The sequence below is a fragment of the Flavobacterium litorale genome (assembly GCF_019613795.1).
GTDB classification, from domain to species: Bacteria; Bacteroidota; Bacteroidia; order Flavobacteriales; family Flavobacteriaceae; genus Flavobacterium; species Flavobacterium litorale.
Genome location: NZ_CP080429.1, coordinates 2,042,173 through 2,054,739, shown reverse-complemented (window position 1 = coordinate 2,054,739; position 12,567 = coordinate 2,042,173). Strand labels below are relative to the sequence as shown.

At 36.4% G+C, this 12,567-nt stretch carries 11 protein-coding genes; 8 read left to right on the top strand and 3 right to left on the bottom strand.

Going from position 1 to position 12,567, the window contains the following annotated elements:
• Window positions 1-8 precede the first annotated feature (8 nt).
• The 4 genes from K1I41_RS09330 (at window position 9) to K1I41_RS09315 (ending at window position 7,086) form a co-directional block, all read left to right on the top strand.
• Complete coding sequence (locus K1I41_RS09330) at window positions 9-1,037, top strand: endonuclease (protein ID WP_220640085.1); 1,029 nt, start codon at window positions 9-11, stop codon at window positions 1,035-1,037.
• A 215-nt stretch (window positions 1,038-1,252) separates the two neighbouring features.
• On the top strand, window positions 1,253-5,659 hold the full coding sequence (locus K1I41_RS09325) for a RemA C-terminal-like gliding motility protein (protein ID WP_220640084.1): 4,407 nt from the start codon (window positions 1,253-1,255) through the stop codon (window positions 5,657-5,659).
• Window positions 5,660-5,765: 106 nt separating this feature from the next.
• A complete protein-coding gene (locus K1I41_RS09320; RefSeq protein WP_220640083.1) occupies window positions 5,766-6,329 on the top strand; it encodes a pseudouridine synthase in 564 nt (187 codons plus the stop codon).
• A gap of 277 nt (window positions 6,330-6,606) precedes the next feature.
• Window positions 6,607-7,086 carry a hypothetical protein gene (locus K1I41_RS09315; RefSeq protein WP_220640082.1) on the top strand — a complete coding sequence of 160 codons (480 nt, stop codon included), beginning with the start codon at window positions 6,607-6,609 and terminating at the stop codon, window positions 7,084-7,086.
• 20 nt (window positions 7,087-7,106) lie between these two features.
• On the opposite strand, the gene K1I41_RS09310 is transcribed toward K1I41_RS09315, so the two are convergent.
• On the bottom strand, window positions 7,107-8,381 hold the full coding sequence (locus tag K1I41_RS09310) for an NAD(P)/FAD-dependent oxidoreductase (protein ID WP_220640081.1): 1,275 nt from the start codon (window positions 8,379-8,381) through the stop codon (window positions 7,107-7,109).
• Window positions 8,382-8,648: 267 nt separating this feature from the next.
• Between K1I41_RS09310 and nfi the strand changes: the two genes are divergently transcribed.
• Complete coding sequence (gene nfi, locus K1I41_RS09305; protein WP_255566911.1) at window positions 8,649-9,359, top strand: deoxyribonuclease V; 711 nt, start codon at window positions 8,649-8,651, stop codon at window positions 9,357-9,359.
• A 7-nt stretch (window positions 9,360-9,366) separates the two neighbouring features.
• Here nfi and K1I41_RS09300 read toward each other — a convergent pair whose 3' ends face one another.
• Window positions 9,367-9,882 (bottom strand): DUF6155 family protein, encoded by a 516-nt coding sequence (locus tag K1I41_RS09300; protein WP_220640080.1) that lies wholly within the window; start codon window positions 9,880-9,882, stop codon window positions 9,367-9,369.
• Between the two features lie 136 nt (window positions 9,883-10,018).
• Here K1I41_RS09300 and K1I41_RS09295 point away from each other — a divergent pair, with 136 nt between their 5' ends.
• The 3 genes from K1I41_RS09295 (at window position 10,019) to K1I41_RS09285 (ending at window position 12,062) form a co-directional block, all read left to right on the top strand.
• Entirely contained in the window at window positions 10,019-10,399 is a 381-nt protein-coding gene (locus tag K1I41_RS09295; RefSeq protein ID WP_220640079.1) for a hypothetical protein, read from the top strand.
• A 124-nt stretch (window positions 10,400-10,523) separates the two neighbouring features.
• On the top strand, window positions 10,524-10,805 hold the full coding sequence (locus tag K1I41_RS09290) for a DUF3817 domain-containing protein (protein ID WP_220640078.1): 282 nt from the start codon (window positions 10,524-10,526) through the stop codon (window positions 10,803-10,805).
• A 9-nt stretch (window positions 10,806-10,814) separates the two neighbouring features.
• Window positions 10,815-12,062 carry a mechanosensitive ion channel family protein gene (locus K1I41_RS09285; RefSeq protein WP_220640077.1) on the top strand — a complete coding sequence of 416 codons (1,248 nt, stop codon included), beginning with the start codon at window positions 10,815-10,817 and terminating at the stop codon, window positions 12,060-12,062.
• Here the strand turns inward: K1I41_RS09285 and K1I41_RS09280 are convergent.
• Window positions 12,059-12,451, bottom strand: coding sequence for an acyl-CoA thioesterase (locus tag K1I41_RS09280; RefSeq protein WP_220640076.1), 393 nt, complete (start codon window positions 12,449-12,451; stop codon window positions 12,059-12,061). The two genes, K1I41_RS09285 and K1I41_RS09280, sit on opposite strands and share 4 nt — an antisense overlap.
• Window positions 12,452-12,567 lie beyond the last annotated feature (116 nt).

Below are 12,567 nucleotides of genomic sequence, written 5' to 3'. Positions count from 1 at the left end.
AACTAGAAATGAATAAACTATTAAGTCTTTTACTATTACCATTTTGTTGTTTCGGGCAAGTACCCGAATATTATAACAGTATTAATTTTAGCCTAACAGGCGATGCCTTAAAAGAAGAATTGGCAACGTTAATTACAGCTACACACACCAATAATCTCTCTTATACACCAGAGGTTTGGGAAGCCCTGAAATTGGGTGACCTTGACCCTGAAAATACTGAGAATGTTTTATTGGTGTACGGTTATGATGATACTGATGATGACCCTGATAATGATAGGACTAGAGATAAGGATTTAAGTTGCCATAATACCAGTTGTGAAGGCAAGTGGATTAGAGAACATGTGTACCCAAGATCGTTAGGAAATCCGAATTTAGGATTCAGTGGTGCAGGATCTGATGCACACAGTTTACGCTCAGCAGATTATTTCATGAATAATTTAAGAAGCAATAAACGATTTGCAGAAGGTGCTGGCGATGCGGGTACAGTAAATGGCGGGTACTTTTACCCTGGTGATGAGTGGAAAGGCGATATTGCCCGCATGATGATGTACATGTATGTACGCTATAACTCACAATGTTTACCTACAGTTGTTGGGTCAGGCAGTACAAGTTACAGTAACGATATGCCCGATATTTTTTTGGAATGGAACAGCGAAGACCCTGTGAGCCAGTACGAAATTAACAGAAATGATGTGTTGGATGATATGCAAGGAAACAGAAACCCTTTTATAGATAACCCTTACCTAGCCACTATAATATGGGGAGGTCCTAACGCTAATGATGCATGGCTACTTAGTAGTGACAGTTTTACCACTAAAACACTAATTGTTTACCCCACCATTACTACGGGAACTATTTACGTAAACAACACACAACATAAAAATTTTACCTATACTGTATACAACATGTTAGGGCAACAGGTAAAAAGTAGTGCTGTAGATAACATTATAGACATAACAGAAAATAAATCTGGGATTTACATCTTAAATGTAAGTCATAATAATCAAATAAAATCTTTCCGTATTTTGTTAAAATAGAATATTTCAATCATAAAATAATAAATTCTTTACAATATCATCAAATTTTTAAATTTCGCTATTTTTTAGCGGAATTTTCTTATAATCAAGTAGTTAACATTATAGTAATGGTCTTTTCACATATAAAATACCATTAGTTAATATAAGAGTAGAAACTTTGTAGGCAGCTAAAAAAATGAAGTCCTTAAAGTATCCAAATATTAACTAAATAAACTATGATGAAATTTTTCCCAAAAAAATTACCTGTAATTTTTACTACAGTAATGCTTATGGTTACTTGTGCCATTTGGGCGCAAACGCCCGTGTCGTTACCAGACACAGCTCCTTATACACAAGACTTTAATACAACACCTGGTAGTAACGGTAGTTCTTACCCCTCTGGCTGGACATCCTACAATGGTAACAATCAAGATAGTTCAATGTCAGGAGGTAGCTCAAACAGTAGTTCAGGAAGAAATTACAACTACGGCTCCAGAATTGGTCTTTTAGGTTCTGGTTCTAGTTTCGATCCCGGTAGTATTGTACTAGCACTAGATAATACTACAGGTAAAACCAACTTAACAATATCCTACGATGTAATAAAAATTAGAGAACGAACTAGAGATTGCTCTTTTAATTTACAGATTAGTACAACAAGTGCTACATCGGGATTCACAAATGTTACCGATGGTTCGTATCAATCAGGAAGTATAGCACAAGGTACAATAACAAATTACGATGAAATTAGTATCTCAGGGCTAGATAATACCGCTTCAACAGTATATTTACGATGGTACTATTCCTCTACTGGTTCAGGAAGTCGAGATGGTATTGCACTCGATAATGTTGAAATAAACTGGGGCGATGCTGCTAGCCTACCTGAAGTAACAACAACTGAAATTGTGCTAGCTGATATAACCACCGAAGGCGCTACAGGTGGTGGCGAAGTAACAGTAACTGGTGATGATGATACAATGCGTGGTTTGGTTTGGAATACAGCTACAGCACCAACTGTTGATTTAACTACAAAAACTACCGATGGTACCAGTACTGCAACAGGTACTTTTGTTAGCAATATAACTGGTTTAACAGCAAACACACAATATTACTACAGGGCGTATGCCACCAATACTGCAGGAACAGCCTACGGTACGGAGTACAGCTTTTATACCAGAGCCCTTACGCCAGGAACACCCACAATAGACAATATATTAGCCGATGCTTTTGATATTACATTAGACGAAAATGGTAATAGTAACACAACCGAATACGCAATACGTGTAAACAGTGCATCGTATGTAAATGCATCGGGTGAACTAACAGGAACAGAAGTATGGCAAACAGCAGCCCAATGGGGTATAGTAACCGTAAATAATCTTACGGAAAATACCGAGTATACAGTAGATGTAAAAGCTCGAAATACCGAGGGTACTGAAACAGGTTTTAGTACAACTGCTGAAGCAACAACACTATCGGCAACAGCACCATTTTTTACACTAAATAGTGCATCGTTAGATTTTGGTGATGTATGTATAACCAGTAGTGGCAATGGGTCGTTTACTATTACAGGCGAAAACTTAAATGCAAACTCCAATATAACAGTAGCCGCTCTTAATGGCTATAGTTACTCGCTTACAGATGGAGGAACATACGAAAGTACACTAACCATTACCAACTACAACGGCGGTGCTGTAACGGTATACGTACGCTTTTCGCCCACCGATACTATAAATTACGATGGTAATATTACAATTTCTGGGCAAGGTAGCAGCACTACAACATTAGATGTACCTGCAACAGGTAATGGTATTAATACACCCGGTACAATAACAACAGACACCGCTACAACCATTACAGCAACAACAGCAACCGTAGCTGGGCAAGCAACATCTGGCGGATGTAGTGCCATTTCAGCATACGGTATAGAGTACAGTACTACAGATGGTTTTGCCGAAGGTACAGGTACGCAAATAGCAGGAAATAATATTGCTGATTCTGATTTTTCAGTAGTAATATCAAATCTCCAAGCAGAAACAACATACTATTTTAAAGCCTACTTAACAGATGGTACAGGTACACTATACGGTACACAAGATAGTTTTACAACATTACAACTGGATGCTCCTATAACAACAAGTGCCAGCGAAATTACAACAAGTGGCTTTACGGCAAACTGGGATAGTGTAAATGGTGCCGAAGGTTACTATTTAGATGTAAGTGAATCTGAAGAGTTTGGTACAGGTGTAGTAGCTACCGATTTGTTTTTCTCGGAATATGTAGAAGGAAGTAGTAATAATAAATACCTAGAAATTTTTAATGGTACGGGTGCAGCAGTCGATTTATCAGACTACCAAGTAAGGAAATACAATAATGGTGATAATTTTGATGAAATTTCAGATAGCGAAATCCAAACATTATCGGGTACAATTAACGATGGTGAGGTAATAGTAATCCGAAACAGTTCTGCTGTAATATACGGTGGAGCCAACCAAATAACAGGAGAAATTAGTGTAATGAATTTTAATGGTGATGATGCCATTGCATTATATAAAATAAGTACAGCATCGTTTGTAGACATTATAGGGGCAATAGGATATGATCCTGGTTCAAGCTGGGATTCAGGTGGAGATTTACGAACAAGAGATAGAACTATAAGAAGAAATGCAAGTGTACTGGGCGGTGTAACAACCAATCCTGATACTGGAGGTGCAGCAGATGGTAATTCAAGTATAGGTTTTCCTACATTTGTTACGGAGTGGACGGGATATGAGCAGGATATGGTTTCAGACCTTGGTAGCCATACATTTGATGGAGGGCTTACCCCATCGTTTATTGAGGGCTATAACGGACTAGATGTTGGTAACATAACCTATTACGATATTACAGGATTGAATGACTTTACTACGTACTATTACAGAGTAAGAGCCTATAGTAGTACCAGTACATCAGAGAACTCCAATACAACATCGGTTACTACATTAACTGAAGATGTAATGTGGAATGGTACTGAATGGACTCCTGCTGCTTACCCCAACGGTACTCCGATAGTAGTAGATAATAATATTGATGTTACTATTGATGGCGATTATAATACTACCGATGATGGTGAACTTAATGTCAGATCAGTTACAGTTAACAGCGGCGTATTTACAGTAGCAGAAGGCACATCTATAACCATTGCTAATGCAATTGTTAACAATAGCACTGCCAATAGTTTTATTGTAGAAAATAATGCCAACGTTATTCAGGTTAATAATGCAACAAACACAGGCGATATAAGCGTTTATAAAACCAGTTCACCGCTATACCGCTTAGATTACTCATTATGGTCATCGCCAGTACGTGGTCAGAACTTGCAGGAATTCTCTCCAATGACACTTTCTAACCGTTTTTATAACTACGATGAAACTACAGATTTGTATGCGGCAATAGACCCTAACACAACCAATTTTGGAGAAGGCTTAGGCTACCTTATCCGTATGCCTAACGATCATCCTGAATTTGTAGATGCAGATACTCCTGGTACAGTTTGGACAGGTATGTACCGAGGTACACCACACAATGGTACTATAAACGTAGCAATGTCTACAGCCCTTAACGGATACAACCTAGTAGGTAACCCTTACCCATCGCCAATAAACATCCATAATTTTTACGATGCCAATACAGGTACACTAAACGAATCGTCAGCATTATATTTCTGGAGAAAACGTAACGATTCCAATGCAACTACATATGCAACTGTTACCAAAGCAGCTTATACCGCAAATAGCCAAGCAGGCGGATTTGGCGATACAGGCTCAGGAACATTTACAGGCGATCCTTCAACATGGGTTATCAACTCTGGGCAAGGTTTCATTGTACAAGCTTCGGGTAGCACTCTTACGTTTAACAATAGTATGAGAAACAACGTAAACAACGGACAGTTTTTTAGAATGACGGAAGAAAATAGTACTACTAATGCAATTGATATATCGCGTATTTGGCTGAACATGACAAGCGATCTTGGCGATTTTAGCCAAACGGCAATAGCATATAGCAATGCTACAACCAATGGTATTGATTACGGATGGGATGGTAAAGCACTATTAAGCGATGGTACACTAAACTTCTACTCTACTGCCAACGAAACTAGCTTGGCAATACAGGCAAGAGCAGCATTTACTGATGCAGACGTAGTAGCCTTAGGGTACAACGCTACCGAAGCAGGTACGTATACCATTAGCCTAGACCATACTGACGGATTATTTTTAGACGGACAAGATATATTCCTTACGGATAATGTTACTGGAGAAACGGTAGACCTTTGGGATATTGACTATATGTTTACCACAGAAGCTGGACAAATAAACGACCGTTTTGTAATTACATACAATTACGTAGCACTTAGTAATCCTGATTTTGAATTGGATACTAACAATGTTATTGTATTTGCTAAAAACAATGTAATAACAATTAGTGCTAAAAACCTAGATATAGCCGATGTTACCATTTACGATATACGTGGTAGCGTATTATTTACACAGTCGGGCATCAATGCATCAGAGTTTGTTATTAACAACTTACAGGCACAACAACAGGTACTTATTGTAAACATAACTACAGATAAAGGTACTGTAAGCAAAAAAATCATTTTCCAATAATTCCCTTTTAATTACATCCGCTTTTAAATACCCAAAATCGTCTGGAAAATCAATTTTCCAGGCGATTTTACTTTTAATAGTATCTTTGCTCCTGCAAATACAAACCATGCATCGTCACTTTATACTATACAAACCTTACGGTTACCTTAGCCAGTTTATTAACAACCAAAAGCGTAAAAAAAGGGTATTAGGAGAATTATACGATTTTCCAGAAGGTACTATGGCTATAGGAAGGCTCGACCAGGATTCGGAAGGGCTGTTATTACTTACTACAAACGGTAAGGTTAGTGCAGCAGTACGCAGTAAAAAAGTAGAGAAAGAATACTATTTACAAGTTGATGGAATTATTACACCAGAGGCAATAGAAAAACTTGCAAAAGGCGTAACCATAAGTGTAGAAGGAGAGCTATACACTACCCTACCAAGCAAGGCTTACGTTATTACAACACCTGAATTACCCGAACGCGGTAAAAAAATACGCGACGAAAGGCACGGACCTACTACATGGGTAGCCATAACAGTAACCGAAGGTAAATTTAGGCAAGTACGTAAAATGACGGCTGCTGTAGGCTTTCCTACCCTGCGTTTGGTTAGGGTGCGTATTGGCAATGTAAGCCTAAACAGTATGCAACCAAGTGAGGTATTGGAGGTTAATACGTTTGAGCTGTAAATACACTTTTGCTATTTGTTTGATAAGTAGATACTGTTTATACTTCCGTTATAATAAATCCTGATTTTTGTACAGTGGCTATAACCTCATCTTTAGTTGCACCATCAGAGTGTACAATTAATATTTTATCAGGATTATTTGTAACTGTCATTATCTTTATGCTTCGCAGTACAAAGTTCGTTAACTATTAACAAGAACTTACCAATAATATTCTATTATATGATAACCAAACTGGAGTTTAGTATTCTTTGTAGTTTTGTACTAAAAATAAATCCTTATGAATAATGTTATTACCTATGTTAAGCCTGTACCATTCATGAAAATGCTTTTCGGATCTGCACTCATCCCTTTTGGGCTGTTTGCAATACTTTTCCTAAATATTATCATGGGAGCTATCTTCTTAGTGCTAGGTATTAATTTTGTTGCTACAGAAGGTTCTCAGGTTGATATTACCAGTAAAACGTATAGAAGAACGCAATCTATTTTCGGAATTCATATAGGTAAATGGAAGCCTTGCCCTGAATTTGAATACATATCAGTATTTCGCACTCACGAAAACCAAACGGCAAGGGTTATTACCGCTTCGGCAACAGTAAGAAGCGAAGTAATACTAATAAACATGTTTTACGGAAATAAATACATTACCTTTTATAAAACTACCAACAAAGATGATGCGCTTAAAGTAGCCGAACACTTTAAAGTAGTTTTTAATATTGATATACTTGATGCTACAGAAGCAGAAAAAGTTTGGTTATAAATATTTTAATCATTTATAAATTACTGATCTGTTTTAGGATAACGGTTTTCAGGTCGTATTATCATACGCAATGGCTGATCTTTAGAGAAATAGGCAACCATCCAGTTTAAAAAGGTAGCAAACCTATTGCGGTAGCTTATTAACGACATTAGGTGTACAAACAACCATGCTAACCAAGCAATAAAACCTTTAAAATGGAGCTTTGGTTTTGGTATATCTACCACAGCCTTATTTTTACCAATTATAGCCATAGAGCCTTTGTCTTTGTACTTAAAGGGTTGTAGTGGCTTATTGGCTACCATGTTTTTAAAGTTTTTTGCTAGCCTAAGCCCTTGCTGTATGGCTACCTGTGCAACCTGCGGATGCCCATCGGGGAAAGCCTCGTCTGTAGTTTGTATGCTTGTATCGCCTATAGCGTATATATTATTGGTACCTATTACTTTGTTAAACGCATCGGCTTTCATTCGTTTGCCTCTACCATAACTATCTTCAGGTATACCCTCAAACGTTCTGCAAATTACACCTGCCGCCCAAATTAAATTTTTGGTTTGTATGGTTTCGCCAGTAGATAAATGAACGGTATCATCTTTATAATCGGTAACACGCGAATTTAATTTTACGGCAACACCCAGTTTTTTAAGATTATCCTCTGTATCCTTTTGCGATTTTTTACTCATGGAACCTAATAAAGAATCGGAACCATCTACAAGATAAATTTTGCTAAAACTTTTAGCCAGTTCAGGGTACTCCTTACGCAGTATGCCCGAACGCATTTCGGCAAACATACCCGATACCTCAACCCCTGTAGGTCCTCCCCCTGCTACTACAATACTAAGCAGTTTTTTACGCTCGCTACTGCTGTTGCTTATCGATGCTTTTTCCATACGCTGCAATAACGTATTTCGCATTTCTATAGCATCCGTAAGGGTTTTCATGGGTATTGCGTTCTTCATTACACTTTCAATACCAAAATAATTTGTTTGGGCTCCCGTAGCAAAAACAAGTGTATCGTACTCTAGTTCACCGTTACTCAATATCACTTTGTTTTGTTCTGGTTTAACCGATAGTAATTCCGCCAAACGAAATTGTATGTTTTTTTCACCTCGAAATAATTTCCTAAATGGGTAGCTTATACTCGATGGTTCTAAAAAAGCAGCACCTACCTGATAAATTAGTGGCGGAAAAAAGTTGTAGTTGTTTTTATCTACTAATGTTATATCAAAATTTTTATTATTCGCCAGTTCTTCTGCAAGGTTTATACCTGCAAAACCTCCTCCTATTATTATTATTTTCATTGAATTTGGTATTAGCATACCTACATTTTAAGCATAAGTATAATTAGCTATAAAATTAGCTATTACTAGGATAAGTAACAATTTATAACAGGCTAAGGAGGTTAACTTTATGAAAGATTTGGGAATTACAAATCTGTAAGATTATTTTTATCACATTTCTTTAGCATATCGTATTAAATAAAGCGTATTGCGTTAATTATATCCTAAAAAACATACTGGGTGGTAATGGCATTAAATAGCATAATATATTTATACTGAAAAACATTGATGATGCTTAACTACGACGGAATATCGATTACTGAGGCTACTGCAATTCAGAATGAAATGCGGAAGGATATTATATTGGAAAGTAACCTAACTAATATTAAAACTATAGCTGGCGCCGATATATCGCATAATAAAAATACAACTACTGTATATGCTGGTATTGTGGTACTACAATTTCCCGAAATGGTAGTACAATCGTACTCACTAGTAGCAGCAGAAACTACTGTACCCTACATATCGGGGTATTTGGGTTTTAGAGAAACACCTGCCTTATTAAAAGCATGGGAACAGTTGCCCCAAAAGCCTGATGTTGTAGTGTTGGACGGACAGGGTATTACACACCCAAGGCGTATGGGTATTGCATCGCATTTTGGGTTGTTGGCTAACTGTGCTACTATTGGTTGTGCTAAAAATATGCTGTTTGGTAAATACCCTAACCTCAATTTACAAAAAGGGAGCAATAGCCCTATTTACATTAATAACGATGTTGCGGGTTACGCATTACGCACTAAAGATAGTGTAAAGCCCGTTTTTATATCGCCTGGGCATAAAGTAAGCGTAGCGGATAGTTTAACTGTTATAAGCCAGTGTATTGCGAAACACCGAATACCTGAACCTACGCGTATGGCTCACGAAAAGGTAAATTTATTTAGAACGGGTAAATTAAACACTGGTTTCCATAAAGCCGATGTACAGGGAAGTTTGTTTTAGGTAAATACTATTCAAAATTATCGTATATCCTTTCAAACTCCTTACAATTTTCCCATTCTTGTTCAAAAACAGTGTCATGTATTGCTAAAATACGTGGCTTAAACTCGGCAGCCATACCATTGGCAGTTACGTAATCAGCCACCTGCTTATAATGGTTATACATACTCCTATAAAAAGTAGCGTTACGTATTTCGCGTTTAGCGGTATATTTTTGGGCAATTTCTATATTATACAACATTACATCGGCAATTATATAAGAATCTACTCCTAACGAGATGAAATGCTTAATTTGTTTTTGCGCTACAGAGCGTCGTAGTTTAGCGCGTTTCTTACCCCGTACAGGGAAATATTCATGGAGTATCTTGGTTTTAGCCTCCTGTTCAAGTTTATCTTCCTTAGGATTAAAGATAAAATCGTAGTACGTTTTTACTTCCCCAAACTTTTCGTACAATGTCATTAACTGGGTTTCAAGTTCTTCTTTCGGAAGCGAAGTAAGGTATTTTTTAAGGTCGCGTTTGCTCATAGTATAATGTAGTGTTCAAAAATACAGGATAATTGTATTTAGTACAATAAAATTGGTAAAATGATATTGGAAAAATATATAAAGTAGTATTTTTGCAGTCCCTATTAGCATTTAAAAAACTAAATCAATTTATACTGTGGAAAATCCAAGTGCACAAAAATTAGTCAATAAAATACAGCTTGATTTATTCAAAAATGGTTTTAATGCCGAAGTATTAATTACCGACCTTAAAAAACTACGTGCTTATGCGTTGGAAGAGCAAAATCCTGTAGCTACAAAAGCTATTAGGTTAACGTACGAGCACTTGGAAGCAAATGGTGCATTCCTGATACCAATACCAGATGATGAGCCAATTGAGGAAGATGAGGAGGGTAACGAGGTAGTAGCCGAACCTAAAAGAAGTGCTGAAAATGATATGGAAAGTTTGGATTACCTACTATCGTTATTTACAGACTTAACCAATAAGAATAACATATTGGACCTTAGGGAGTATAACAAAGCATTTATTGCGTTTTAAACCAACATATAAATACACATAATATTTATAAGAGCTGCTTGAATGTAAGGCAGCTTTTGTTTTTTATGATATTCTTTACGTTTTAAAACAGCACTGATTATTACCTTTGCCTAAATTTATTTATATGATACGTTTTTTTAAGATAGTAGCCACACTAGAGGGTATATCGTTACTAGCATTAATTTTTGTAGCCATGCCCTTAAAATATATATGGGAAATGCCCGAAATGGTGCGCATAGTAGGTATGGCGCACGGAGTACTTTTTATAGGGTATATAATAATGGCTATAATGCTTAAAATTGAAGAAAGCTGGGCGTGGAAAAAGTTTCTTATAATCTGTGCGGCATCTGTAATACCGTTTGGAACATTTTATATTGAAAAGAAATATTTTAAATCGAACGCATAATTTATCCGTATGGAATTATTAGATTGGTCGTATACTTTTTTTAAAAATCTTGGATTTACTGATAGTGCTGCGCTATACGGTAAACTAGCCGTTAATTTAATATTTGTAGCTATTATAGCATTTATACTGGATCTCCTATCCAAGAAAATACTAATTGCTGCTTTTGATACGTTTGCGAAAAGAACTAAGACATCATTCGACGATTTTTTAATCGAAAATAAAACATCAAAATATGTAGCACACCTCGTTCCGCTATTGTTTATTTTTTATGCGCTTCCTATAGTACTTAAAGATTTTTTATACTGGGAACACATTTTTGAGAAAGGGGTAAACATATCTATAATATTTCTTACACTATGGATTATAAAAAGTAGTTTAAATGCCGTAAGAGATTATCTTAAAACATTACCTAACTATAGCGATAAGCCAATAGATAGTTACATACAGGTAATAATGATAATATTATGGATTTTTGCCTTAGTTACTATTGTAATGTTGATGTTTGACATTGCGTTAATAAAAATATTAGGAACATTTGGTGCAGTATCGGCAGTAGTACTATTAATATTTAAAGATACCATACTTGGCTTTGTAGCCAGCATACAGGTAAGTGTAAATGACCTAGTACGTATTGGCGACTGGATAACGATGGAAAAATATGGTGCCGATGGTGATGTTATTGAAATTAACCTTGCTACCGTTAAAGTACGCAATTTTGATAATACTACTACAACACTACCTACTTATAGCCTAATATCTGACTCGTTTAGAAACTGGCGTGGCATGACCAACTCGGGAGGACGCCGCATAAAAAGACACGTGCTTATTAAAGCTAATAGCGTACGGTTTGTGAGTAATGAAGAGTTGGAGAAATTCAATCAGATACAACTCATAGCATCTTACATTGACAAAAGACAAGCGGATATAGAAAAGTATAATGCTAGGAATAGTGCTGATAAAAAAGTACGAATAAACGGTCGTAACCTAACTAATTTGGGGTTATTCAGAAAATATATTACTGAATATGTAGAAAGGCACCCTGCTATTAATAAAGACCTTACCATGATGTGCCGCCACTTACAACCTACTGAAAAAGGCATTCCGATAGAGATATATGCTTTTACGTCGGACAAGCGTTGGGTAAACTACGAATATATTATGGCTGATATTTTTGACCATGTGATCGCATCGGTAAAATATTTTGATCTCGAAATTTTCGAACTACCGTCTAATGATATTTTTGTGAGCGAAGACTAATTGTTATTAATACGGTCTTTAACGTACTCTATTTTCGTTTTACCATGTGCAGTAGGTCGCCCCAAACTATCAAGGTTTACCATAGTAATACTATCTACTGTTATTATTGTTTCGCGCGTCATCATATTACGCACTTCCGATTTTAGTACCATAGATGTTTTACCAAAGCGTACTACCTCAATACCAATTTCTACAATATCGCCTTCTTTGGCGGAACTCATAAAGTTAATTTCGGACATGTGTTTGGTAACAACTTTTTGATTTTCGAGCTGTACTACAGAGTATAGTGCGGCTTCCTCATCTATCCAAGCCAATAATTTACCTCCAAATAATGTTCCGTTGGGATTTAAATCTTCGGGTTTAACCCATTTTCTGCTGTGAAATTTCATAATCATATTTTTTGTACTACAAAACTACATATTACTAGTTGTAAACAACAGTAAAACCAAGTGGTTTTCTCTATAGTATTATAAATAAACCCTGCTTTGGTATAAGCAGGGTTTAC

Coding starts and splice junctions, on each gene's coding strand:
- K1I41_RS09290 (WP_220640078.1), top strand. CDS start 10,524: ATGATACGTTTTTTTAAGATAGTAGCCACACTAGAGGGTATATCGTTA.
- K1I41_RS09300 (WP_220640080.1), bottom strand. CDS start 9,882: ATGAGCAAACGCGACCTTAAAAAATACCTTACTTCGCTTCCGAAAGAA.
- K1I41_RS09325 (WP_220640084.1), top strand. CDS start 1,253: ATGATGAAATTTTTCCCAAAAAAATTACCTGTAATTTTTACTACAGTA.
- K1I41_RS09285 (WP_220640077.1), top strand. CDS start 10,815: ATGGAATTATTAGATTGGTCGTATACTTTTTTTAAAAATCTTGGATTT.
- K1I41_RS09280 (WP_220640076.1), bottom strand. CDS start 12,451: ATGAAATTTCACAGCAGAAAATGGGTTAAACCCGAAGATTTAAATCCC.
- nfi (WP_255566911.1), top strand. CDS start 8,649: ATGATGCTTAACTACGACGGAATATCGATTACTGAGGCTACTGCAATT.
- K1I41_RS09315 (WP_220640082.1), top strand. CDS start 6,607: ATGAATAATGTTATTACCTATGTTAAGCCTGTACCATTCATGAAAATG.
- K1I41_RS09310 (WP_220640081.1), bottom strand. CDS start 8,381: ATGAAAATAATAATAATAGGAGGAGGTTTTGCAGGTATAAACCTTGCA.
- K1I41_RS09330 (WP_220640085.1), top strand. CDS start 9: ATGAATAAACTATTAAGTCTTTTACTATTACCATTTTGTTGTTTCGGG.
- K1I41_RS09320 (WP_220640083.1), top strand. CDS start 5,766: ATGCATCGTCACTTTATACTATACAAACCTTACGGTTACCTTAGCCAG.